Genomic DNA, 23023 nt, shown 5'->3' on the forward strand with positions numbered 1-23023 from the left:
GTCAGTTCTCCCGCCAGACAGCGATCCGCCAGCGTGCCACCCAGCCGGCCAGCAGGCCGGTCAGCAGTCCGGCACCGGCCAGCACCAGGAGCAGGATCCAGCCCCGGCCCAGACCCATCGCCGGGCCGTCCGGCGTGGGCGAGGCCGCCGCCACGTCCACGGTCAGCTCCAGCGGCAGCCCGGGGTCGGCCTGCACGCCCGCCTGCGGCGCGAAGGAGTTGCTGACCACCAGGCAGACCTGGCGGTCCGCGGCGGTGCCGGGGGAGGGGGAGGCGGCCGGGCCCGGGTCGGACCAGCGCACGCCGGTGGAGGCGACATCGGTGCGGCCGCTGCCCGCGTCGGTCCCGCGGACCAGCTCCTGGCCGGTCCGGTCGGTGGCCTGCAGCAGCACGCCGTAGTCGCGGGCGACCGCGCGGTCGGGGGTCACGCTGACCGCGGCGCGCAGCTCCTGCCCCGGCTTGACCGGGACCCGGTAGACCCGGTGCTCGGAGAACTTCTCCCGGTCGCTGTACACGCCGGGCGTCAGCACCGGGGCATTGGCGCAGCTGTCGCTGCCGGCCACCTGCGCGGGGGTCTGGCGGTAGGTCTTGTCGGAGCGGTCGACCAGCTGCTTCACCCGATCGGTGAGCTGCTGCTGGGTGTGCACGTCGGTGTAGGTGCCGCCGGTCGCGTTGGCGATGCAGAGCAGCTGCTGGCGGATCTTGTCGTCGTGTGCCAGGCCGAGCGTGTCGACCACCAGGTGGATGCCCTGGGCGGCCAGCTCGCGGGCCACGTCGCACGGGTCGGGCGGGGCGCAGTCGTCCTCGCCGTCGGTGATCAGCACCACCCGGCGGGTGGCCTGGCCGCTGCCGAGGTCCTGCGCGGCGCCGCGCAGCGCCAGGCCGATCGGCGTCCAGCCGGTGGGCCGCAGGGTGGCCACGGCCGTCTTGGCCTCCACCTTGTTGGTCCGCCCGACCGGGAAGAGCACCTTGGTGTCCTTGCAGCCGTTGGCCTTGTCGCTCGCCGGGTAGGTCGCCCCGAGGGTGCGGATGCCGAACTCGGCCTCCGGCGGCAGCGCGTCGATGACGTCGCTGATCGAGCGCTGGGCGACCGACATCCGGCTCTTGCCCTCGATGTCGGTGGCGCTCATCGAGCCGCTGACATCCAGCACCAGGTCGACCTTGGGCTCCTCGACGCCCTGGGTGGTCGGGGCGCCGCCGGCGCCGGTGGGTTCGTCGGCCTGCGCCGGCAGGCCGCTGAGCAGTGTGGCGGCCGTTATCGCCAGGGCGGCCAGCAGGCCTGCCGTCCTGGTCGGTCGTCGTCGGGTGATCTTCACGGCGGCATCCTACGGATCATCAGCTCGACGCGTCCGACCTGCCCAGGAAGGCGGCCGACGAAATATCCACCCCCCACGAACGATGACGTGACCATGGCCGCTATATAGTGACCCCCTCTCGCCTCCGGGCGCTGCTGGGCGGCGGCTTGCCGCGTCCGCGGGCGGGTGCTTTTTCTCACCGGAACGGGGCCGGTGGGGTGCTGTCGGCGCCACCTGCCGCCATGCCTTGAACCCGCGGCACCGTGCGCCGTCCACATTGGGAGATTCGACGATGGGCTACTCCACCAGACACCGCTGCGCCGCCGTGGCCGCTGCCAGCACGACGGTCGCCCTGCTGCTGAGCGGCTGCGGCACGAGCGGCAAGGCCTCCCTGCACGACCAGCTGCCCGAGGCGATCCGCAAGGCCGGCGTGATCAAGGTCGGGGCCTCGTTCACCGCCGCGCCGGTGATCTTCCGCAACCAGCAGGGCCAGCCCGAGGGCCTGGACCCCGACATCGCCGCCGCCCTGGAGAAGGTGCTCGGCGTCAAGCTCGAGTTCCAGGACGTCGGGCTGTTCGCCAATGTGCTCCCCGGGCTGTTCGACAAGAAGTACGACATAGCGATGTCGGGCATCACGGACACCCGCGCGCGCGAGCAGGGCGTCGACAAGAACAGCAACAAGATCAACGACGGCGTGGACTTCGTCGACTACTTCATGGCCGGCATCGGCATCGTGGTCGGCAAGGGCAACGCCGACGGGATCGCCAAGCTCGACGACCTGTGCGGCCGGACCGTCACGGTGAAGAAGGGCACGATCCACGACGACCTGGCGGGCCGCCAGCAGAAGGCCTGCGACCACCTCGGCAAGGCCCTCAAGATCCTCGAGACGGACGCCGACGCGAAGGCGCTGGACAACCTGAAGAGCGGCCAGGCCGACGCCTACCTCACCGACTTCCCGAAGGCCCAGTACAACGCCCTGACCGTCGACAACGGCCAGACCTTCGCCGTCGCCGGCCCCCAGCTGCAGCCCCAGCCCTACGGAATCGCCCTGCGCAAGTCCGACACCGTGCTGCGTGACGTGCTCACCAAGGCGATGAACTCCCTCGTCCTGGGCACCGCCTACGACGGCATCCTGGCCAAGCGCCAGCTCGCCGCCGGCGCCATCCCGGTCGCGGTCGTCAACGGCAGCAGCTGAGCCTGCCGGTACGGCGGCACCGCCCGGCTGCTACCGGGCGGTGCCGCCGCCGTCGCGGCTGTGTCTCGTGAATCCGGCGCGCGTACCCTTCGTCTCTTCGGGCGTAGCTGATGAAGAAGTCGAACTCCGGCTCCGCGGCGCTCTCGCTGGTCCAGCCTTCGGTCACCATGACGACCGGCTACCCCTCTCTGCCTATGACGGTATGTCAGAAGCGTAGGGTGATGATCAGCTCACGGATGGCCCGCGTCCGGAGGCTGCGGTAACGGAAGGGCGAAGATCACCCGAGGCTCGACCGCCCCCGCTACGCTCCGCGGCATGGGCGGAATAGACGTGGTCAACGGAGTCGCCGGCGCCGTGATCGGGATGCTGCTCGCGGTGCTGTTCCAACAGCCGCTGCAGGACGTATGGTTCAGGGTTCGCAGACGCTGGTTCGGCGCGGTTCGAAGCCTCCGGTTCCGGGAGGAGCCCAGTCCCTCGTGGACGACCTTCTCGCTGGGCCCGCTCCACACGTCGGCGCTGATCGTCGAGGGCGACGGCGAAACACCCATCCGCGCCGAGAACGTACACATCCAGGTACTCGATGGCGAGACCGAGCTTCCTGCGGAGATCGCGCACTGGTGGGACGAGATCGAAGCCGAAAGCGCCCGGCTCCGGGCGGAGGGACGAACGCCGATCTGGAACGGTCTCCGGTACTCGGTCGAGTCGTTCGACGTCTCCCGCACGCCCCTCGACGAGCAACCGGAAGTCCGCCTACGGCTGCGGCCCACGGACTACTACACCTTCCTCGCCGCCCAGCAGCTCGACCGGCGGCTGCCCGACGGGACCACGCTACGGTCCCGCTACCTCGACCCCGGCCGCCCGCTCGAGGCGCCGGCGTTCCTGCAGTGCAGCTTGGGCGTCAACATCGCGGTGGTGACCGCCGACGACCTGCTGGTCGTCAGTCAGCGCAGCGACCGGGTCCGGATGGCACCGGGCATCTGGAACTCCTCCGTCAACGAGGGCGTGTCCCGGCACATCGATTCATCCGGCAGGAGCGCCCCGGTCCTCCATGCAGTTGCCCAGCGCGGCATGCGGGAGGAGATCTCCCTGGAGCCGCACGAGTACTCCCTCGAGCTCCTGGCCTTCGTACTGGACGTGGAGAAGCGCCAGTGGAGTGCCCACTTCTACGCGCGCCTGCACGAGTTGACCCGCCAGGGACTCCAGGCCCGGCTGAGCAGAGGGGTCGCCGACAGGTGGGAGCACCAGACCATCGACTACGTCCCGTTCCGCGCGGCAACCGTGGCCAGGTACCTGCTGCACACGGACCGCATCCACCGCTGGGCTCCGGTCGCCCCGGCACTGTTCCACCTGGCGCTGGTCCACGTGCACGGGCGAGCGACGGTAGAACGGGCCGAGGCGCAGGTCGTTCGACGCCGGTAGCACCTGACAATCCGTCGACCGTAATCCTCAGGGTCCGGCTACGGCCCGCACCCCGACACGGCGAACCCGCTGATCGCTCTGCGAGCCACCTTCACCGCCGAGGACCCCTTCGCGGTCGAAGCCCTGATCAGGGAGGTGCTGCTCGCGATCCTCCCCTTCGCCGCAGGTGCCGCGGCGGACTGGCCTGCCGATGACCGGTGGCCGGACCTCCTGCCGGACTGGTTCGTGCAGCGCTGCGCTCCAGAAGCCCCGGACGGTCCGGAGGCTCCGGCGGGGCTGCGCACTCCCGGCGACTGGTTCTCCTGGTGGCGCGGCCTGACCCAGCGGCAGCGGGAGTTCGAAATCAGGGTGGACGCCGTGGCCGACTGGCGGCTGTTGGACTGGATCAACCTGTTCGATCCCAACGGGATGGCCGATCGCCGCAGCTGGCGGTTGTGGGACAGCGGGGTCAGCGGCCGTGGCGTCGGTTGGATCAGCGTCGGCGTGGACGGGCATCCGTATGGTGGCGGCGGAGCCCTGCGCTGGCTGATCGAAGCCGCAGGCGGCTATGACATCGAGCTCGCTTGAGGCCGGAGCCGGTGGGCGTCGACGGCGGGGCCCGCAGATATCCGCTCGTCGTCCGTTCGGGGTGGCCGCTACGGTGGGCAGCCGATCGAGGGAGACAAGGAGAGCACGATGGCCCAGGCGCAGACGGTGACGCTGTGGCGTCCGACCGGACCGGAGGAGCTCGCGTTGGTCGAGGCGTCCGGGTGGCGTGCCTGGCCGCCGCGGCTGCCCGAGCAGCCCATCTTCTACCCGGTGTTGAACGAGGACTACGCGGTCCGCATCGCGCGGGACTGGAACGTGCCGGCTTCGGGTGTCGGCTTTGTGACGCGGTTCGAGGTCGACGCCGAGTTCCTGGCGCGTTACCCGGTTCGTCAGGCGGGCGGTGAGACGATCCTCGAGCTGTGGGTGCCGGCGGAGGAGTTGGCGGAGTTCAACCGGCACATCGTCGGCGCCATCGAGGTCGTCCACGAGTTCCGGCCGGAGGTGTGAACACGGGCCCGGCGCCGGTTCTGCTGACGTCGGCCCAGCGGACCAGCACGACCGTGCTGCTCGCCGAGGCCGCCGCGCGCCGTGGTCTGGAGGTCGCGACGCTGGACGGGCCGCTGCTCATCGAGACGTGGGCCGGCCGACAGGTGCACTGGTACGGCGGTCCGCTCGCGGCTGACCGGATCGGCGGCGGGCTGGACCTTGCCCTGCTGGAGCCGGCCGACGACTGGCTGGCCGGGCTGCCGGAGGAGTTCACCGGCCGCCGGATCGAGCTGACCACGCTGTCGGAGGCCTGGACGGCGCGGCGCTCGCTGTTCGCGAAGCCGCCCAGCGACAAGCAGTTCCCTGCCGAGGTCTACGCCGATGGCAGCCGGCTGCCCCGCGCGGGCGAGCGGACCGCGGCCGGCACCGTGGTCGGCGGCTCGGCCCAGCGCCGTCGTTGTCGTCCTGGTGCTGTCGACTCCGGGCCGCCGCTCGGTGATGACCAGCGCGGCGACGGCGCCGAGCAGCGCCACGCCGAGCACGACGGCCAGGACTACGGAGAGGTTCATGCGACCGCCTTCATCGGGACCTGGTCTGGCACGTGGGAGAAGTCACCGGCCCGCTACGGCCCCGGCCGCCGAACGGCTCACCCCACGCCGAGCCGACCGCCGCGACCACCCGGCGTCGCGCGCCCGGCAGGATCCACAGGAGCGGCCCTGGCTCTCTCTCAGTGCCCGACGATCCGCCGGAGCCAGCGGGAACGGGCGTCGCGGGCATCCCGGCTGAGGACCGCCCGCGGTGCGAGGGTGTCGAAGCCGTGGAACGCGCCGGGCCACACGTGCAGTTCGGCCTGGCCGCCGGCCTGCCAGATCCCATTGGCGTAGGCCACCGCCTCGTCCCTGAAGGTCTCGGCCGAGCCGACCTCGACGTAGGCCGGGGGCAGCCCGGACAGATCGGTGGCGCGCGCCGGGGCCGCGTAGGGCGACAGGTCGGCGGCGCCGTACCTGTCGCCCAGCAGCGCCTGCCACGCGGTCGCGTTGGAGGTTCGGTCCCAGGTGTCGCGGCCGGCCAGCTGGTGGCTGGAGAAGGTGCTGTTGCGGTCGTCGAGCATCGGGCTCAGGAGCAGTTGACCGATCGGGGTCGGCCCGCCCCGGTCGCGGGTCAGCAGGGCGAGCGCCGCAGCCAGTCCGGCGCCGGCGCTCTTCCCCCCGATGATCACCCGGTCCGGGTCGAGGCCCAGTTCGGCCGCGTGCTCGGCCGCCCAGACGAGTCCGGCGTAGCAGTCCTCCACGGGGCCCGGGTACCGCGTCTGCGGGGCCAGCCGGTACTCCACGGAGATGACCGCGAGTTGGAGCGGGAGCGCCCAGTCGCGGAGCACCTTCGGGAGTACGGACCAGGCATTGCCCATGATCATTCCGCCGCCGTGCAGGTAGTACAGGAGCGGCAGGGGACCGGCGAGTCCGGCAGGCCGTGCGCTGACGAGCCTGACCTCGGTCGCGTTGCTCCCGTGGCGGGGTCCCGGTGCGAGCAGTTCCGCGACCTCGAACCGGCCGTCGGCCCGCAGCTCCCGAACCGTCGGCCTGGGCCGGGCCGTGGCATCCCGCTGCTGCCTGGCCGCGAGGTTCTCCGGGGTGACCGGCTCGCTCGCCTCCGCTCCCAGGGCTGCCAACGCGGCACGCAGCTCCCGGTCGAAGGGAGGCGCCGGCCGAGCCGGTGAGGCAGGGCCGTGCTCCACCGGCATTCCATCGACGCCCACCACAGGACCCCCCTCGGCCATGGAATGCCCGGCGGCACCCCGACCAGGACAGCTTGCCAGCCTGATCGCGCGATGGAGGCCCCGGCCCATCAGGCCGGTTGAGGCTCCCTCAGCGGCGCCTCCCGATTCCTGACCGGCCTGCTCACCTGCTTCGCCACGCATGACGGCAGCCCCGCCGCCCCGCCCGCCGCCCGGCGCTGGTAGGTGCTGGGCGGCATGCCGACCAGCTCGGCGAAGCGAGTGCTGAAGGTGCCCAGCGAGGAGCAGCCGACCGCGAAGCAGACCTCGGTGACGGTGAGGTCGCCCCGACGCAGCAGCGCCATCGCGCGCTCGATGCGACGCGTCATCAGATAGGCGTACGGCGACTCGTCGTAGGCCAGCCGGAACTGACGGCTGAGGTGCCCGGCCGACATGTTCACGCCTCGGGCGAGCACCTCGACGTTCAGCGGCTGCGCGTACTCCCGGTCGATCCGGTCACGGACACGGCGCAGTCGTGCGAGGTCCTTCAGGCGCTGCGCCGCCGTGAGGGCGCGCCCCCATGCGGGATGGCACACGAGAGAAGTCCTTTCGTCTGTGGGGGAGCGGCGGGGGCGGGGGTGCTGCCGGGGCCGCATCGAGGACCGAACGGCTCAGCGGAGCTCTTGGATTCGGATCAGGTTGCCCGCCGGATCGCGGAAGGCGCAGTCGCGAACCCCGTACGGCTGCTCGGTCGGCTCCTGGACGACCTCGGCGTCGCCGGCCTGCAGCCGCTCGAAGGTGGCGTCGAGGTCCTTGGTGGCCAGCAGGATCCAGCCGTAGGTGCCCTTGGCCATCATCTCGACGATGGTGCGGCGCTCGTCCTCGGTGATGCCCGGGTCGGCGGCCGGCGGCGCCAGCAGGATGGACGTGCCGGGCTGGTCGGCGGGGCCGACCGTGATCCAGCGCATCTTGCCCTGCCCGACGTCGCTGCGGACCTCGAAGCCCAGCGTGTCGCGGTAGAAGGCCACCGCGGCGTCCGGGTCGTCGTGCGGGAGGGAGGTGGTGTGAATGGTGATGTCCATGGGCGCCACGCTAGTCGCGGTCAGGTGACCCGCGCTTCTCGAATCCTGATCGGTCCGGCTGGCTGTTCCGGCGGGCGGATGCTCGGGATCACGGTGCCGCCCCGCTGACCGACGCCCCGGCGGGGGTGTCGTCGAGGAAGCCGCCGGACTGGTGTTGCCACAGTTTGGCGTAGGCGCCGTCCGCGGTGAGCAGCTCCTGGTGGGTGCCCTGTTCGAGGATCCGGCCGCGGTCGACGACGACGAGCCGGTCCATCTTGGCGACGGTGCTCAGCCGGTGGGCGACGACCAAGGCCGTGCGCCCCTCCATGAGTCGCCACAGGGCCTGCTGGACCAGGATCTCGCTCTCGGAGTCCAGGGCGCTGGTCGCCTCGTCCAGCAGCAGGATGGGCGCGTCGCGCAGGATCGCCCGGGCGAGCGCGACCCGCTGGCGCTGTCCGCCGGAGAGCTTGACGCCGCGCTCGCCCACCATGGTCTCGAAGCCCTCCGGCAGCGCCTCGGCGAACTCGGTGACGTGCGCCGCCTCGGCGGCCCGGCGGATCTCGGCCTCGGTGGCGTCCGGCCGGGCGAACGCGATGTTCTCGCGCAGCGTGCGGTGGAACATCGCCGGGTCCTGCGGCACGTAGGCGATCTGGCCGCGCAGGTCGGCCTGGCGCAGCCTGCTGATGTCCTGACCCCCGATCAGGATCCGCCCGGCGTCGATGTCGGTCATCCGCAGCAGCAGCCGGGTGAGGGTGGTCTTGCCCCCGCCGGACCGGCCGACCAGGCCGATCTTCGCCCCGCTGGGCACGGCCAGGTCGAGGCCCTGGAAGATCGGCTCGGCGCCCGCGTAGGCGAAGGTCACCTGCTCGAAGCGGACGTCGGCGGCCTGGCGCCGCAGCGGTTCCGGCGAGGGCGGGTCGAGCACGGTCGGCGGCGTCAGCAGCAGCTCGGTGAACTGCGCCGCCTCGGTCATCGAGCTCTCCAACCGGCGGTAGATCTGGTTGAACTCGAACATGATCCGCGTCGCGCTGCTGTAGTACGTGAAGGCGACCATCACCGCCTCCACGCCGTGCCTGCCCCCGCCGAGGGTGACCGCGAGCAGCAGGCCCAGCGCGTTCGTCAGCACGGACATCGGGGCGACCAGCGTGTCGATCCGCAGATTGCTGTAGTCCCAGGAACGCAGCGCCAGGCTGCGCGACTTCGCGACGCGGGAGCGGTGTTCGGCGGCCTCGCGGTCCTCGGCGGCGAACGCCCGGACGGTGTCCATGTTCATCAGGCTGTCGGCGACATGGCCCGAGACCCGGGCGAACGCCTCCTCGCGCTGGTCGACCAGCCGCTGGCGGCGCCGGATGAGGGGCGTCACGCACACCGCCGTCAGCGTGATCATCGCCAGCAGCCCGACGACGAGCAGCGGTTGGTACTGCCACAGCACCACCGAGCCGAACAGCAGCGGCACGAAGCTGGCCACCACCGAGAAGGTCAGCGTGTCCACGAACTCCTCGAAGCGCGAGGCGAAGCTCAGCACCCGCTTGGTCAGCGAACCGGCGAAGTTGTCGTGGAAGAACGCGGAGTCCTTGGCGAACAGCTCGTCCATCCCGATCACGTACAGGTGCTCGATGCCGCGTGCCTCAAGGCGGTTCATGCAGTGCAGGCCGATGCGCCAGAGCGTCTCGGCGACCAGCAGGACGCCGCCGAAGGCCAGCACGTAGGGCAGCATGGTGCCGAGGCCGAGACCTTCCCCCAGCCTTCGGCCGGGGGTGCTCCCATCGCCGGCGATGCGACCGACCAGCTTGGCGACCACCAGCGGCGCGATGTAGGCGATCCCGATGTTGCCCAGCGCCGGTAGCAGCATGGCCGGCAGGGCCAGTCTCGGCGATCGGGCCAACTCCCGTCCGTAGTAACGAAGTGCGAGGAGTACCGAGGCCCGACCGGGCGAGCCCTGGCGCGATTCAGACGATCCCATCCCAACCCCGAATTCCCGTGTGGCGGTGTGCGAGGAGGCCAAGGACCGTAGTGTCCCGCGTGGGCGGCTGAGGAGTCCAAGCGTTTTACCTGGGTGTTGGGGCGCTGGAGGACATACCCTCAGGCCATGGCCGACACCACCGAAACCACACCTGGCTGGCTCGCTCCCGAGGAGCTGGAGACGACACGGGCACGAATGCCGATCCTGTACGTCGAAGCGGTACCGGTTCGCGTCGACGTCGCGGGGGAGGTCACCCAGGTCGGGCTCCTGCTGCGGATCGGGCCGGACGGCACGGTGAGCCGGACCCTGGTCTCCGGTCGGGTGCTGCACCACGAACGGATCCGCGACGCGCTGCTGCGCAACCTGGAGAAGGACCTCGGCCCGGTGGCGCTGCCCCGCATCCCGGCCTCACTGCAGCCGTTCACCGTCGCCGAGTACTTCCCGACCCTGGGCATCACCGAGTTCCACGACCCCCGCCAGCACGCGGTCTCCCTCGCCTACGTCATCCCCGTGGCCGGCGACTGCCGCCCGCGCCAGGACGCCCTCGACCTGGTCTGGTTCACCCCCGAGGAGGCCGCCTCCGCGATGGTGCAGAACGAGATGCCCGGCGGGCAGGGGGTGTTGCTCAAGCGGGCTCTCGCGCACATCGGGCGCCTCGGCTGACGGTCCGCCAGCTTCACTGAGGCTGTGATCCGTCGAGCGCTGAGGGGCCGGCGACCAGTTGCCGACGAGGTCGGCGTAACGGCGGTCGGACAGCAGCTCCTGGTGGCTTCCGAGGGCCACATGGTCGCCGTCGAGGACGAGCACGCGGCGGGCCCGGGTGGCGGACGGGATCCGGTGGGCGATCACGATCAGGGTGCCCGGCCGGGCGGCGAACGCGGCCTCCACCCGAGCCTCGGCGGCCTGGTCGAGGTGGCAGGTCGCCTCGTCGAGGATGACGATCCGCGCCGGTGAGGCGAACACCCGGGCGAGGGCGACGAGTTGGCGCTCGCCGCTGGAGAGCTCGGCGCTCGGGTCGGCGAGCTGTGCGTGGTAGCCGCCCCAGCGGCTGACGGCGGCCGTCAGTCCGACCGCCGCGACCGCCCGTTCCAGGTCCGCCCGGGGGAGGTCGGGCGCGAGGTAGGCGAGGTTCTCGCGGACCGTACCCGGGAAGACGTAGGCCTCCTGCGGCAGCAGGGCGATCAGGTCACGGCGCAGCGGTTCCGCCAGCTCGCAGGCCGTCCGGCCGCCGACCCGGACCGTGCCGGAGCCGGGCGTCTCGATCCCCGCGAGCAGACCGGCCAGGGTGGACTTGCCGATGCCGCTGGCGCCGACGACGGCGAGGTGGTCGCCCTCGGGGATGCTCAGACTGAGGTCGTCCAGCACCGGGGCGGCTGCCGGGCCGTAGGCGAAGCCGAGGCGGTCGGCCTCCAGGGCGTAGCCGGCCGGTACCCACCCGACCTGGCCGGACGGGGAGTCGGGTTCGGCGGTCGCCTCGGCCAGGCGGTCCAGGATCACCTTCAGCTGGGTGCCGTAGCCGCTGACGGTGCCGGCCAGTTGCTGGAGCGCGGGCACCAGGTAGCCGGCCAGGTAGGTCGCCGCCCCCACCAGCGCCCCCGGACCGACCGAGCCGTGCCCGACCAGCCGCGGGCCGGCGACGAGCAGGATGAACAGCGGGACATAGCCGCCGACGAGCACGATCGGCACCCGGACCGCGGCGGCCCGGGCGACCGCGACGAGGGTCCCGCGCGAACGGTCGGCGGCCCGCTCGACCGAGGCGACCGCGGTCGGCTCGGCACCCAGCGCGCCGATGTCCCGAGCTGCGGTCAGCACCGCGCCGGCCTGGGCGGCGAGGCCCTCCTCGGCGAGCACGGACTCGCGGCGGCGCCCGGTCAGGGCCCGCATCGACAGCGCGAACCCGGCCAGCGCGAGCAGCAGCGGCGGCAGCACGACGGCCGCGAGTGCCGGGCTGAGCGTGCCCAGGCCCAGCACGACCGCCGCCAGCCGTACCGCCAGCGGGCGGGCGGTGCGCAGCAGGGCGCCGACCAGGCCGCGCACGGTGTCGGTCTGCGAGCTCAGTCGGGACACCCCGGAGGCGTCCCCGGCCCGGCCGCCAAAGGCCGCCTGGCGCAGGGTCGCGCGGACCACCCGGCGGACCAGGCTGTCCCGCAGCGGCTCCACGATCCGCGGCAGCAGGGCGAACATCGCCCGTTCGGAGACCGCGCTGCCCAGGTACAGCACCGCGAGCAGCCCCAGCCAGGCCAGGCCGGCGCCGGGTCGGCCGGCCAGGAAGCCGCGGTCCAGCGCGGCCGCGGTCACCCGGCCGGAGGCCAGCACGGGCAGCGCCTCCACCACGGACCAGGCGCCCAGCAGCAGGAACGGCCGGCGGCTGCCGCGCAGCCCGTCCCGGAGCAGCCGCATCCCGCGGCCCCCGGCGCCGCGGCCGTTCTCGACATGGCCGTTCTCGACATGGCCGTTCTCGACGCGGCCGTTCTCGACGTGGTCACTCGCGCCGCGACCGCTCCGACGGTCGGTCAGGCTCCGGTACGGCATGTGTCCTCCTCGACGGCCAGGTGGTCGGCCGCGGTGGTCTGGTCGGGGTCCGGTGCCGAGAACACCGCCCGGTACTCGGGGTCGCGCCACAGGTGCGCGTGCGGCGCCAGCGCGCGGACCCGGCCGTCCTCGAGCCAGGCGACCCGGTCGCAGCGGGCGGCGGTGGCGGCCCGGTGGGTCACCACCAGCCGGGTCCGGCCGGAGAGCAACTCGGTGACCGCCCGGCTGACTTCGGCCTCGGTGACGGTGTCCAGACCGGAGGTGGCGTCGTCCAGCACGTACACCCGGCCGGCGCGGGTGCGGGCCAGCGCGCGGGCCAGGCCCAGGCGTTGCCGCTCGCCGCCCGACATCGGGGCGTCGCCGAGCGGTGTGTCGTAGCCGGCGGGCAGCCGGCGGACGAAGGCGTCGGCGGACGCGGCCCGGGCCGCGTGCTCGACGTCGGCCCGGGACAACTCCGGGCGGCCGTAGGCGATCGCCTCGTGCACCGTCCCGCCGACCAGGGTGGGCCGTTCGAAGGCGTACACGACGCTCTGCCGCAGCTCGGCCAGGGCAACCGAGCCCACCGGAACGCCGTCGATCAGCACCTCGCCGGAGTCCGGTTCGGTGAGCCGCCCGGGCAGGCCGGCCAGCACGCTCTTGCCGGCGCCGGTCCGCCCGACCAGGGCCACGGCGGTGCCGGCCGCGATGTCCAGGTCGACCCGGTCCAGGACGATCCGGTCCTCCCGGCGGACGGTGACCGCGCGCAGCCGCAGCACGCCGGGGCCGGGCGCGAGGGCGTCGTGGCCGTCGGCCGGGGCGGGCAGGGCCAGTGTCTGTGCGATCCGACCGGCTCCGGCGCGGGCCTGGGCGAGCGCGAGGAAGGAGTCGATCTGCTGCACCGCGCCCGCCGCGATCCGCTGGTAGGCGACCACGGCGAGCAGCTCGCCGGGGCTGATCCGGCCCGCGCTCACCCCCAGGCCGGCCACCGCGAGCACGGCCAGCTGGGTGAGCGCGGACACCAGGTTCAGCCGCCAGACGGTTCCCCGTTGGAAGCCCCAGATCGCGTGCCCGGCCGCCGACACCTCGCCCAGTGGCTCCAGCACCCGCTCGGTCTCCGCCGACAGCGTCCCGGAGGCGCGGATGGTCCGGGCGCCGGCCAGCGCGGCGATCAGCCGCCCGGCGATCCGGCCCTGCGCGGCGAAGTAGCGGCCCTGCACCTCGGCGACGTTACTGACGAAGGTGCGGGCGAGCAGCACGGAGAGGAGCATCCCGATCGTCATCGCGAGCCCGGAGTCCAGGTCGACCAGCCACAGGGCCACGAAGGCCACCGCGGATCCGGCCAACGAGACCGCCAGTTGGACCACGGCCATCGGCAGGCCGGCGGCCTGCGGAGCGGCCTGGACGAGCTGCGTCACCACCTCCCCGGCGGGCACCGGGGGCCGCGGGCCCAGCGACAGCACGTGCCGGGAGACGGTGGTGCGCAGCCAGGCCGTGCCGCCGCCGGCGGCCGAGGCGCCCAGCGGGCCCAGCGCCGCGTCGCACAGCGCGGCCAGCACCAGCAGCACGGCGAGTGCGGCGGCCGGCGACAGGTCGCGGGAGCCGCGCAGCAGCGCGTCGACGGCCGACGCCAGCCGGCCGGGGACGGCAACGCTGACGCCGACGAGGACGAGGGTGACGGCCGTGGCCGGAAGCAGCCGGCCGCGGATCCGGCCGGCGGTGGCGAGCAGCACCCGCCGGCTCGTGGCGTTCTCCAACTCCGTTGGCTCCTCTGAGTGGTGGATGGCGGTCCGGGTTCTCGGGGAAGTGCTCCCCGGGAACCCGGACGGTTCAGGCAGCCCTCATATGTGGGCGAGTGACTGCTAGTTGGTGACCCAGCAGGTGACCGGGCAGGACTGCGGGCACGAGATCGTGCAGCTGCCGTCCAGGTAGTCGCCGCCGTTGGCCAGGCCCTCGGCCTCGGGCAGCTGCTGCAGGGCGTCCAGGTCGATTTCCATCGGGATCTCCTTGTTGGGGTTGGTCACTTCTTGGTGTAGTCGCAGGTGGCTGCGCAGCTGTCGCCGCAGGTATAGGTGCAGTCGGGGTCCAGGCCGCCGCCGGCGTAGGCCTGGGCCTCGGGTGCGGGCAACTGCTGCAGGGCGTCCAGGTTCAGTTCCACGGTTCTCTCCTTCCGTCCTCGGAGGGTGGGAGCCGCTCGGGCAGCGGCAGGTGCGCGGCGTCAGGTCGTCTGGTCGCAGCCGGTGTGCAAGCACGTGTACTCGCAGCTGCTGCCGCAGGTGAACTTGCAGTCGGGGTCCAGGCCGCCGCCGGCGTAGGCCTGGGCCTCGGTCGTCGGCAGCTGCTGCAGGGTGTCCAGGTCGAGTTCCATGACGCGGCCTCAGAGGGTGGCGGGGCCGGTGATGGTGCAGGAGTTGGCGCAGGTGTAGCCGCAGTCGGGGGTACGGTCGCCGCCGCCGGTGGCCTGGGCCTCGGTCGTCGGCAGCTGCTGCAGGGCGTCCAGGTCGAGTTCGAGGTTCATGGGTGTCTCCTTGTGTGGTCGGGTGGCTGGTCGGCCGGGTGGGTGGCTACATGTTCCAGATGCTCATGACGCAGGTGACGCAGCACGTGTAGTCGCAGGTGTTGGTGCAGTCGGGGTTCAGGCCGCCGCCGGCGGTGGCCTGGGCCTGCGTCTCCGGCAGCAGCTGCAGGGCGTCGAGGTCGAGTTCCATGGGGATCACCTCCTTCTGTGGTCGCAGTGGTGGTACCGCTACTGCGTTTCGATGCAGGTGTGGCAGCAGGTCACATCGCACTTGCCGGTGCTGTTCTCGAGGGGCTGCAGACCGTGGGCCTGGGCCTCGGGGTCGGGCAGTTGCTGCAGGGCGTCCAGGTCGAGCTCCACGGCTCGCCCTCCTTCGCGCTCGGGCTGGTGGTTACCACCAGGCGGTGGTGGGCCAGTTGGTGTACTGGCAGCTCTCGGTGCAGGCGTTCTGCTCGGCGGGCTGCCGGGTGTCGCCGGCGGCCTGCGCCTCGGGGCCGGGCAGCTGCTGCAGGGCGTCGAGGTCGAGCTCCATGGGGATCACCTCCTTTCCAGGACGGGTGGGCGGGTGGGAGCGGGGGCCGGGCGAGGGGCCGTCAGGAACGCCAGGACGCGCGCGGCGACCGGGTCCGTCTCGGCCGTGCCGGGTGCGGCGTGGCCGCGCTCGGCGAGCTCCTCGTAGCGGAAGTCCCCGCTGGTCGGTGGGTCGCCCGCCAGGCGCCGGGCGAGGGCGCGGGAGTGGGCGACGGGTACGGATTCGTCGTGCACGCCGTGCAGGACGAGCGTGCGGGTGCGCAGGCCGGGCGCCAGGCGCTCCAGATCGCGCGGGCCGATGGCGTCGTGCGCCGGGCGCAGGCCGCCGAGCCGGACCACCATGTCCCGCACCGGGGGCCGCGCGTCGGCGTGCAGGCGGGGCCCGGACAGGAAGGGCGCGTAGGCCACGCAGGCAGACCAAGGGTCCGGGTCCGTCATCGCGGTCAGCAGCGCGAGGTAGGCGCCGTAGCTGGCTCCGTACAGCGCCGGGGCTTCGGCGCCGGGGCCGCGACCCTGGCGCAGGTGGTCGGCGACGGCGAGCAGGTCGGCCCGGTCGACCACGCCCCAGGCGTCGACCAGGGCGAGCGTGTGGGCGGCGCCGTAGCCGGTGCTGCCGCGCTGGTTGGGGGCCACCACGGTGAACCCGACCTCGACGCAGGAGCGCAGGAAGGGCTCGTAGCGCAGGGTCCAGTGGCTGTTCGGGCCGCCGTGCAGGGCGACGAGCAGCCGCCGGTTGGTCCGCCAGTCGGGCCCGTACACCACGGCCTCCACCGGGCCGGCCGCGCCCGGGAAGGTCTCCACCCGGGCCCGGTGCGGAGCGCCCGCCGCACCTACCGCGCCCGCCGCACCTACCGCGCCCGCCGCACCTACCGCGCCCGCCGCGCCTGCCACGCCCGCCGCGCCTGCCACGCCCGCCGCGCCTGCCACGACCCGCGACCGGCGCAGGGCGGTGCCGCGGCGCGGCAGCTGGGCGAGCGACTGCGGGCCGTCCGGGGTGGACAGCGGCAGCCAGGCGCCCGCCGCGGTCCAGGCGCAGCGGGCGGTCAACTCCCCGTCGGGGACCTCGATCCGCTGCACCTCGTCGCTCTCCCACCCGTGCCGGAGCAGGCCGGAGCGGGCGCCGCGGGTCTCCATGTGCAGGACCTGGGTGCCGGACGGGTCCACCGCCACCGGGTGCAGCGGAGCACCGGTCCGGTGCAGCGCCGACTCCCGGTCCAGCAACCGCAGTTCGCCACCGACGGCCGGGGTCAGGGCGAGCCGGTGGCCGCCCTCCTCCGGTACGGCCAGCAGGACCTGGCCACCACCGACGGCCAGCACCTGGGCCGCCCGGTCGGTCAGCGGCACCGGCGGCCCGACCGCCGCGGCGCCGGCCCGCAGGTCGAACCCGACGGCGCTCGGGCGGCCGTCGGTCAGCAGGGTGAAGACCAGCCGGTCGCCGACCAGTCGGCCGGCCTGCAGCAGACCGGGCACCTGATGCAGCGTCAGCCACCGGGTGTCGTCCGCCCGCAGGCCGTGCAGCGTGGAGCTGCCGTCGGTGCCCCGGCTGACGGCCAGCGCCAGCAGTCCGAGGTCCGCCGGGGCGGGGAGCAGCGTGAGTCCCGGCCCGGTCCAGGTCGCCAGCGGGATGCTCGCGCCCTCGTCGTGCAGGTCCAGGTGCTGGCCGGCGCCCGAGTGCCAGGAGGCCAGCACCCGGCCGTCCGCCAGGGGCAGCACTGCGGCGAAGCCGGGTTCGCCCCGGAACGCGTGGCGGCGCAGCAGGCGGGCCCCGGTGGGCAGCAGCCGCCACTGCTCGACGTACCGCTGGCCGCTGCCGTCGGCGGCCAGCGACGCGGCGTACCCGCCGTCGGCGGAGAACTCGAAGCCGCTGCGCAGGGTGGCCGGTACGGGTGCTGCGGTCACCGGGCGGCGCCCAGCAGCGCGGGCGCCGCAGCGGCCGGGACCTGCACGGCGGGGGCGTCGGTCATCCACAGGCGCGGCCCGCCATGGTCGAGGCGCAGCAGCAGGTCCAACGGCCCGGCGAGGCCGGTCTGGTAGTCGGCCCGGACGCTGCGCCCGCTCTCGTCCGGCAGGACGATCCGGCCGTCCCGCAGCGCGTGCCGGACGTGCATGACGTCGACGAGATCGAGGGTCCACTGCCGGTACGGGCCGCCCAGCGCCTCGTCCAGGTCGAGCAGGAACTGTCCGTTCCCGGCCAGCCCGTGGCAGGCCGCCGAGGGGGCCAGCCAGCGCATCCGGTGGACCGCCACCGCGGCCTGCTCGGTCGGCCGCAGGAACGCGTCCTCGCCGGTCGCCTGCCAGAGCCGGAGCAGGAAGGTGCCCACCCCGGAGGAGCCGTTGCACCAGTGGTAGAGCATGCCCTTGCCGGGCCCGCCGTCGCGGTCGCTGCGCCAGCGCGCACCCCAGGGGCCGTACTCCGCTTCGGCGGCGAGGGTCCGGCCGGCCTCGACCGCGAGGTCCAGGTACGGCTGCCGGCCGGTCGCCTGCCAGGCGGCGAGCAGGAACGCGCCCACGCCCGCCACGCCGTGGCCGAAGCCGAGTTGACGGATTCCGGCCAGGTTGGAGTCCAGGTCGGGCGCCACCTGCCAGTAGACCGAGCCGTCGGTGCGCTCGGCGCAGTCCAGCAGGCCGTCCGCGCAGTCGGCCACCCGGGCCAGGAACTCCTCCCGGCCGGTGGCGCGCCACAGGTGGAGCTGGGCGAAGCCCGCTCCGGCGGCGCCGTGGCAGACATCGGGGTTGGGCCAGCGCACCGGCAGCGAGAGGACGAAGTCCTCGGCACGGGCGGCGAGTTCGGCGTCACCGAGGTGGCGGGCCGCGTCGTGCAGCGCCCAGGCGGTGCCGGAACGCCCGAAGTACAGTCCGGGAAGCCGGTGCTGGACCCTGGTCAGCCGGTCGTCGGTCCACCGGGCGGCCCGCTCGACGGCCACCCGCAACTCGGGGCGGTCCAGCGCCGCGTCGGCGCGGGTCAGTAGGGCGAGCACGCCCGCCGCCCCGTGCTGGACGGCCAGGGTGTCGGCGGTCGCGGCGAAGGCGGAGCTCTCCCACAGGCGTTCGTCCGCGTCGGGGTCCATGGTGGCCACCAGGTGGGCGAGGCCGTCGTCCAGCATCCGGCGGCGCAGCGGCTCGTCCGGCGCCGGCCAGGCGGGGAGCGCCGGCTCAAAGGTGCGGGCGGCGGGGTCCTGTGCCGTGGCGAGTTCCTGCGTCGTGGCGAGGTAGTGGGCGACCTTGGCGAGCGGCCACCGGTCGGCCGGGTCCTGCGCCATCAGGCCCAGGATCGCGGGTGCCAGCAGGGCCACCGCGGGGTAGTGGTCCGCCGCGCGGTCGAGCAGGTGCGCGGTCCGCTCCCGGGGCGTGCGGGTCTTCGGTTCGTCCTCGAGGTACGCCGGCGTCAGCCCGGTGGCGAGGTAGCAGAAGACGGCACCCAGGGCGAACAGGTCCACCGCGGCGTCGTCGACCCGGGCGTAGCGCCGGCTGAGCACCTGCTCCGGCGCGCCGAAGCCGGGCGTGTAGGCGTGCACGGCCCAGTCGCCGACGGGGGCGGCGTGCTCGGGGTCGATCAGCACCAGCCGGTCGTCGGGGGTCACGATCACGTTGTTGGGGGTGAAGTCCTGGTAGACCAGGCCCCGGTGGTGGATCTCGGTCACCAGCGCGGTGAGGTCGCGGGCCAGCCGGAGCACCTCCCCGGGGTCGAAGGCCTCGCCGTCCGCGGCGAGCCGCTCCTGGACGTACCTGGTCAGGGGCTGGCCCTCGACCAGTGACTCGACCAGGAAGGCGTGCCCGTCCGCCTCGAAGAACTCCACCAGTTCGGCGGCCAGTCCGGAGAGTCGGGCAAGGGTCCGCGCCTCCTGGCGCAGCGCGTCGCGGGCGTCCCCGGCGGGCAGGCCCACTCCGACGTGCGCCCGGGCCTGCTTGACCACCACATCGGCGCCGGTCCGCTGGTCGAGCGCCCGGTAGACGCCGCCGCGGGCGGAGAAGGTGATGGCCTCGCGCACCACGTAACGATCGTTGATCAGCACCGGCTTCGGCTCGGTCGGCGTGCCGTCGGCCGCCGGCTTGGCGGGGGCCGGCGCGGGTTTGGCCTCGATCGGCGGCACCGCCCAGGCCGGCGGCGAGAACCACGGCTTGCGCGGGTCCGGCACGGCGGTCCCGTCGGGGGCCTGGAGGCGGACCTCGTGGACCCCGTCGGCGGTGAGGGTCGGGACCCCGTAGAACGCGCCGTACCGGAAGTGCACCAGGCTGCCCGGTCGGTAGGGCCGGTCGGAGAGCACCGCAGGGCCCGGCAGGCCGGCGGTCGCGGCGTCGAGCGCCGCTGCGAGCTCCCTGAAGTGGTCGTCGTCGCGCGGGTAGGCGGTGATGAACTTGCCGCACTGCGCCCGGTCGTAGCGGTGCGAGGTCATCTCCTCGGTCAGCGCCAGGTCCCGCGCGCACTTGAAGGCGCAGCCGCCGCGGATCAGCACCTCGGCCGCGCGGGTCAACACCTCGGGCGCGCTCAGCCGGGTGGCGGAGACGTGCAGCTTCCACCCCTGGACCCGCCGTTCGACCACCGGCGGCTCGACCCGGCACCAGACCCCCGACTCCTGCACGGACCAGCCGTCCTCGCCGAGTTCGGCGAGCACCGCGCGGACCACGCTGCGCAGCGGGAACGCGAGCTTCCCCTGCTGTTCCTGCACTGCCAACGCCGTACCTCCGGTGCCTGGGATTCGCGGAGCCTCGGTGGCCCCGCCCGCACCGCAGATACTTCCGTCGCCGCGCCGGCCGGACATCGGTACGGCGCACGCACATTCACGCCCGCGCACCCCACCGATCCTCCGGACGCGCGCCCAGCTTCCCGCCCAGCTCCGCGCCCCGCTCGGCTGCCCGGTCAGCCCTCGGCGACCTCGACGGACAGCTGTTGCAGCCCCGCCCGGTCGGCCCGGCCGGTCTTGCGGAGCAGGCTCGCCATGTGCTTCTCCACCGTGCGCGGCGAGATGGAGAGCCGACGGGCGATGTCCTGGTTGCCGAGCCGCTCGACGATCAGCGCGAAGACCTCGTACTCACGCGTCGTCACGCCGACGGCGCGCAGGCCGGCGGGTATCAGGTCCCGTCCGCTGCGGCGCTGCGCGACGGTCGCGCCGGTACGGCGCAGCAGAGCCCGGCAGGCGGCCGCCACGGCGGGCACGTCGAGGCCGTGGAAGTAGTCCTCGGCCGTGCGCAGCCAACTCACGGGATCGCCCCAGCCGTCGGTCAGGGCCGCCTCCGCGACCAGCCGAAGGGCGAGGTGACTGCCCGTCGGGAAGACCGACGCGGCCGAACGCACGGCCTGCACCGCCCGGGTGGCCTCGTCCGCGTTGCCCTCCCGCCCCAGCAGGACCGCCTCGGCCGCCAGCAGGAACTGCCGGTTCCAGGCGAGTTCGGCCGCCGGCGCGGCCGCCGCGACCGCGTACTCCGCCCGGCCCGCACGTCCCGCGAGGACGTCGAGCAGCGGGCGCAGACCGTACCGTCCGGCCAGGTAGAAGATGTTCGGATGGTCGCGTTCCCAGTCCGCGGCGGCGGCCAACTCGGCCTCGGCCAGGGCCCGGTCCTCCTCCAACAGGGCGCAGACGGCGCGGCCCAGGCCGAGCATCACCGGCACCAGGAACGACCGGCCGCCGCCCGCCTGGTCGAAGGCCAGCAGCTCGTCCTCCATGTCGCGCCGGCGACCGCGGTGGGCCGCCAGGGTGGCCGCGGTCAGCAGCAAGTAGCGGTGGGTGGCGAGATTGCGCATCCGTGCGGTGGCGTCGAGGCAGCGGTCGATGATCTCCCGGGCCCGGTGCGGATCGCCGGTGAGCACCGCGTGCATGGCGAGCAACCCCTCGGTCCGCTGGGTCAGCGTGATCGATCCCAGCTCGTGCGCCGCCGCCAGCGCCTCCTCGAGGGTGCGGGAGTCGCCGGTGCGCAGGAAGGAGTTGGCGCCGAGCCGGATCAGCGCCTCGAACCGCCAGCCGGGCAGCGCGTGGGTCTCGGCGACCGCGAGCATCCGGGCCAGGCAGTCGTCGGCCTCGTCGAAGCCGCGTTCCCGCGCGAGCGTCGCGAGCAGCTGCCAGGCCTGGCAGGCCAGCACCGGGAGTTCGGCCCGCTGGGCGACCTCGGCCGCCTCCCGGGCCTGCCGCTCGGCGTCCGCCAGGTCCGCTTCATGGCCTGGCAGCAGAGCCAGGCCCCCCTGGACCAGTGCGAGGGCGGCGGTCTGGGCAGGCGCGCCGCCATCGCCCATGAGCGTCCACGCCGCCGCCAGCTGCTCGCCGCACTCCTCGGCACGCTCGGCGAGCAGGGTGGCCCAGGCCAGGCGGGTGTGCAGGGCGATCCTGCGGTCGGCACTCAGCCCGGCGACGCCGGCGGTCGGGAGGGTGCCGAGCAGTTCCAGCGCGCCGTCCAGCTGGCCGGCCTCGGCCCGGGCGTACACCAGGGCCTCGGTGAGGTCGGCGCGATCGGCCTGGGCGGCGAGCCGGTGCCCGCGTTCGAGCAGCCGGACGGCCAGTCCTGAGGTGGCGTCGGCCAGCGCCTGCCGTCCAGCTTCGGCGTACAGCCGGGCGGCGGCGGCCTCGTCCCCGGCGGTCTCCAGCAGCCGCGCCGCGAGGTGCCACCGGCCGTCGGCGGGCTCCGGTCCGGCCTGCTGCAAGGCGATGGCGGCCCGTCTGGCGGCGGCGGCCCGCTCCGCGAGCGGGATGCCGGCCAGCAGGGCTTCGCCGATCAGCGCGTGACGAAACGCGTAACGATCCGCCACGATGCCGTCCGGGACGACGAGTTCAGCCTCCACCAGCGTCCGCAGCGTGGCGAACAGGCTCCGGTCGTCGTGTCCGGTGATGAGCTGGACGGTGCCGACCGAGAACTGCGGGCCCAGCAGTGCCGCGAGCACGACGAGTTCCCGCGCCCGGGGGGCGAGTAGCCCGGCGCGGCGGCCGTAGGCGTGCACCACGCTGGTCGGGACGGTGGCGGCGAGATCCCCCGCCACCCGCCAGCGCGCCCGGTCCTGGCGCAGCGAGCCGGTGCCGACCATGTCGGCCAGCAACTCCTCCACCAGGTACGGGTTTCCGCCGCCGACCTCGGCCAGCCGGTCGACCACCTCGCCCGGCACCTCGGCGGCCGGCACGCCCAGGCAGCCGGCGGCCAGTGCCCGGATGTCCGGAGTGTCGAGCGGTCCCAGTGCGAGGACGGACGCCGCCCTGCGCCGCTCGGTGGCCTGGAGCAGGTCGAACGCGGCTCCGGCCTCCGGCCGCAAGGTCGCGATCAGCAGCACCGGCAGGTCGGCGACGTTGTCCACCAGGTACTCCAGCACGGCGACCATCTCGGAGTCCGCGTCGTGCAGGTCCTCCAGCACCAGCACGCACCCGGCGTCCCGGCCGAGGACGGCGAGCAGCCGCAGCAGCGCCTCGGCCAGCTCGATCACGCTCTCCGGGTAGTCCGGGCCGGCGGCCGTCCGCCACTCGGGGACCACCCGGGCCAGCGCGGGCCGGTACGGCACGAGCTCCTGGTCGTCCGGCGGGCCCGCCTTGCGGAAGCGGGAGCTCAGCGCCTCGACGAGCGGGCGGAAGGGTGTACCGGCGCCACTCGGGCTGCCCCGGCCGCGCAGCAGTGGCAGGCCCAGGGCGACGGCCTGCCGGGCGCACTCGTCGGCCAGCCGGGACTTGCCGATCCCGGCCTCTCCGGAGAGGAACACCGCGTGGCCGACGCCTTCCCGAAGGCTCGTCAGCAGGCCTTCGACCAGCGCGATTTCACTCTGTCGGCCGACAATGACAGGCGACGAGGTATGCATGATCGCAGGCTAATCGAGCCGATCATGATCCGGTAGGGCCT

General features: G+C 73.6%; 22 protein-coding genes and 2 pseudogenes. 7 read left to right on the forward strand and 17 right to left on the reverse strand.

Features of this window, described 5'->3' with window-relative positions:
- Nucleotide 1 precedes the first annotated feature (1 nt).
- On the reverse strand, nt 2-1315 hold the full coding sequence (locus tag BR98_RS35000; RefSeq protein WP_051970908.1) for a VWA domain-containing protein: 1314 nt from the start codon (nt 1313-1315) through the stop codon (nt 2-4).
- A 271-nt stretch (nt 1316-1586) separates the two neighbouring features.
- Between BR98_RS35000 and BR98_RS35005 the strand changes: the two genes are divergently transcribed.
- The 5 genes and pseudogenes from BR98_RS35005 to BR98_RS40675 all read left to right on the forward strand — a co-directional run.
- The gene (locus BR98_RS35005) at nt 1587-2489 is read left to right on the forward strand and encodes a transporter substrate-binding domain-containing protein (RefSeq protein WP_035851424.1); all 903 of its coding nucleotides are present in this window, start codon (nt 1587-1589) and stop codon (nt 2487-2489) included.
- Between the two features lie 315 nt (nt 2490-2804).
- Nucleotides 2805-3908, forward strand: coding sequence for a hypothetical protein (locus BR98_RS35010; protein ID WP_035851426.1), 1104 nt, complete (start codon nt 2805-2807; stop codon nt 3906-3908).
- Between the two features lie 135 nt (nt 3909-4043).
- The gene (locus BR98_RS35015; RefSeq protein ID WP_051970910.1) at nt 4044-4475 is read left to right on the forward strand and encodes a hypothetical protein; all 432 of its coding nucleotides are present in this window, start codon (nt 4044-4046) and stop codon (nt 4473-4475) included.
- Between the two features lie 108 nt (nt 4476-4583).
- Nucleotides 4584-4943, forward strand: coding sequence for a hypothetical protein (locus BR98_RS35020; protein WP_035851427.1), 360 nt, complete (start codon nt 4584-4586; stop codon nt 4941-4943).
- Between the two features lie 143 nt (nt 4944-5086).
- A pseudogene (locus tag BR98_RS40675) lies at nt 5087-5326 on the forward strand (ATP-grasp domain-containing protein); the annotation flags it as partial.
- 323 nt (nt 5327-5649) lie between these two features.
- On the opposite strand, the gene BR98_RS35030 reads toward BR98_RS40675, so the two are convergent.
- From BR98_RS35030 to BR98_RS35045, 4 genes are all read right to left on the reverse strand, one after another.
- On the reverse strand, nt 5650-6591 hold the full coding sequence (locus BR98_RS35030; RefSeq protein WP_232247852.1) for an alpha/beta hydrolase: 942 nt from the start codon (nt 6589-6591) through the stop codon (nt 5650-5652).
- Between the two features lie 176 nt (nt 6592-6767).
- Complete coding sequence (locus BR98_RS35035) at nt 6768-7232, reverse strand: helix-turn-helix transcriptional regulator (RefSeq protein ID WP_051970915.1); 465 nt, start codon at nt 7230-7232, stop codon at nt 6768-6770.
- 75 nt (nt 7233-7307) lie between these two features.
- Nucleotides 7308-7718, reverse strand: coding sequence for a VOC family protein (locus BR98_RS35040; protein WP_035854944.1), 411 nt, complete (start codon nt 7716-7718; stop codon nt 7308-7310).
- 88 nt (nt 7719-7806) lie between these two features.
- The gene (locus tag BR98_RS35045; RefSeq protein WP_083977374.1) at nt 7807-9660 is read right to left on the reverse strand and encodes an ABC transporter ATP-binding protein; all 1854 of its coding nucleotides are present in this window, start codon (nt 9658-9660) and stop codon (nt 7807-7809) included.
- 126 nt (nt 9661-9786) lie between these two features.
- Here BR98_RS35045 and BR98_RS41845 point away from each other — a divergent pair, with 126 nt between their 5' ends.
- Nucleotides 9787-10323 (forward strand): NUDIX hydrolase family protein, encoded by a 537-nt coding sequence (locus BR98_RS41845; protein ID WP_083977376.1) that lies wholly within the window; start codon nt 9787-9789, stop codon nt 10321-10323.
- A gap of 267 nt (nt 10324-10590) precedes the next feature.
- Here BR98_RS41845 and BR98_RS35050 read toward each other — a convergent pair.
- The 12 genes and pseudogenes from BR98_RS35050 to BR98_RS35070 all read right to left on the reverse strand — a co-directional run.
- Nucleotides 10591-12192: pseudogene (locus BR98_RS35050) on the reverse strand (ATP-binding cassette domain-containing protein); the annotation flags it as partial.
- The gene (locus tag BR98_RS35055) at nt 12174-13925 is read right to left on the reverse strand and encodes an ABC transporter ATP-binding protein (protein WP_051970920.1); all 1752 of its coding nucleotides are present in this window, start codon (nt 13923-13925) and stop codon (nt 12174-12176) included. The gene BR98_RS35055 and the pseudogene BR98_RS35050, both read right to left, overlap by 19 nt.
- 105 nt (nt 13926-14030) lie before the next feature.
- Nucleotides 14031-14165, reverse strand: coding sequence for an ALQxL family class IV lanthipeptide (locus BR98_RS40680; RefSeq protein WP_198042337.1), 135 nt, complete (start codon nt 14163-14165; stop codon nt 14031-14033).
- Between the two features lie 23 nt (nt 14166-14188).
- Nucleotides 14189-14326 carry an ALQxL family class IV lanthipeptide gene (locus tag BR98_RS39935; RefSeq protein WP_157538087.1) on the reverse strand — a complete coding sequence of 46 codons (138 nt, stop codon included), beginning with the start codon at nt 14324-14326 and terminating at the stop codon, nt 14189-14191.
- Between the two features lie 60 nt (nt 14327-14386).
- A complete protein-coding gene (locus BR98_RS39940) occupies nt 14387-14536 on the reverse strand; it encodes an ALQxL family class IV lanthipeptide (RefSeq protein ID WP_157538089.1) in 150 nt (49 codons plus the stop codon).
- A 9-nt stretch (nt 14537-14545) separates the two neighbouring features.
- A complete protein-coding gene (locus BR98_RS39945; protein ID WP_157538091.1) occupies nt 14546-14686 on the reverse strand; it encodes an ALQxL family class IV lanthipeptide in 141 nt (46 codons plus the stop codon).
- Between the two features lie 46 nt (nt 14687-14732).
- Nucleotides 14733-14876, reverse strand: a complete 144-nt coding sequence (locus tag BR98_RS39950) for an ALQxL family class IV lanthipeptide (RefSeq protein ID WP_157538093.1) — start codon at nt 14874-14876, stop codon at nt 14733-14735.
- Between the two features lie 38 nt (nt 14877-14914).
- Nucleotides 14915-15046 (reverse strand): ALQxL family class IV lanthipeptide, encoded by a 132-nt coding sequence (locus BR98_RS40685; RefSeq protein ID WP_198042338.1) that lies wholly within the window; start codon nt 15044-15046, stop codon nt 14915-14917.
- 31 nt (nt 15047-15077) lie between these two features.
- Nucleotides 15078-15218, reverse strand: a complete 141-nt coding sequence (locus BR98_RS39955; RefSeq protein ID WP_157538094.1) for an ALQxL family class IV lanthipeptide — start codon at nt 15216-15218, stop codon at nt 15078-15080.
- 5 nt (nt 15219-15223) lie between these two features.
- Nucleotides 15224-17116, reverse strand: coding sequence for an alpha/beta hydrolase family protein (locus tag BR98_RS35060; protein WP_157538096.1), 1893 nt, complete (start codon nt 17114-17116; stop codon nt 15224-15226).
- The gene (lanL, locus tag BR98_RS35065; protein ID WP_051970922.1) at nt 17113-19884 is read right to left on the reverse strand and encodes a class IV lanthionine synthetase LanL; all 2772 of its coding nucleotides are present in this window, start codon (nt 19882-19884) and stop codon (nt 17113-17115) included. The genes BR98_RS35060 and lanL overlap by 4 nt, the downstream gene beginning before the upstream one ends.
- Nucleotides 19885-20075: 191 nt before the next feature.
- On the reverse strand, nt 20076-22940 hold the full coding sequence (locus tag BR98_RS35070; RefSeq protein ID WP_232247965.1) for an ATP-binding protein: 2865 nt from the start codon (nt 22938-22940) through the stop codon (nt 20076-20078).
- Here BR98_RS35070 and BR98_RS42205 point away from each other — a divergent pair.
- Nucleotides 22890-23018: a hypothetical protein gene (locus BR98_RS42205; protein ID WP_267886139.1), complete on the forward strand. Its 129-nt coding sequence runs from the start codon at nt 22890-22892 to the stop codon at nt 23016-23018. The two genes, BR98_RS35070 and BR98_RS42205, sit on opposite strands and share 51 nt — an antisense overlap.
- Nucleotides 23019-23023: the final 5 nt, after the last annotated feature.

This window comes from Kitasatospora azatica KCTC 9699, from assembly GCF_000744785.1.
Taxonomy (GTDB): domain Bacteria; phylum Actinomycetota; class Actinomycetes; order Streptomycetales; family Streptomycetaceae; genus Kitasatospora; species Kitasatospora azatica.

Excerpts from the sequence above, each read along its gene's own strand:
- BR98_RS39945 (WP_157538091.1), bottom strand. The coding sequence starts at position 14,686 with ATGAACCTCGAACTCGACCTGGACGCCCTGCAGCAGCTGCCGACGACC.
- BR98_RS35040 (WP_035854944.1), bottom strand. The coding sequence starts at position 7,718 with ATGGACATCACCATTCACACCACCTCCCTCCCGCACGACGACCCGGAC.
- BR98_RS35045 (WP_083977374.1), bottom strand. The coding sequence starts at position 9,660 with ATGGGATCGTCTGAATCGCGCCAGGGCTCGCCCGGTCGGGCCTCGGTA.
- BR98_RS39955 (WP_157538094.1), bottom strand. The coding sequence starts at position 15,218 with ATGGAGCTCGACCTCGACGCCCTGCAGCAGCTGCCCGGCCCCGAGGCG.
- BR98_RS41845 (WP_083977376.1), top strand. The coding sequence starts at position 9,787 with ATGGCCGACACCACCGAAACCACACCTGGCTGGCTCGCTCCCGAGGAG.
- BR98_RS40680 (WP_198042337.1), bottom strand. The coding sequence starts at position 14,165 with ATGGAAATCGACCTGGACGCCCTGCAGCAGCTGCCCGAGGCCGAGGGC.
- BR98_RS39940 (WP_157538089.1), bottom strand. The coding sequence starts at position 14,536 with ATGGAACTCGACCTGGACACCCTGCAGCAGCTGCCGACGACCGAGGCC.
- BR98_RS35005 (WP_035851424.1), top strand. The coding sequence starts at position 1,587 with ATGGGCTACTCCACCAGACACCGCTGCGCCGCCGTGGCCGCTGCCAGC.
- BR98_RS35020 (WP_035851427.1), top strand. The coding sequence starts at position 4,584 with ATGGCCCAGGCGCAGACGGTGACGCTGTGGCGTCCGACCGGACCGGAG.
- BR98_RS35010 (WP_035851426.1), top strand. The coding sequence starts at position 2,805 with ATGGGCGGAATAGACGTGGTCAACGGAGTCGCCGGCGCCGTGATCGGG.
- BR98_RS39950 (WP_157538093.1), bottom strand. The coding sequence starts at position 14,876 with ATGGAACTCGACCTCGACGCCCTGCAGCTGCTGCCGGAGACGCAGGCC.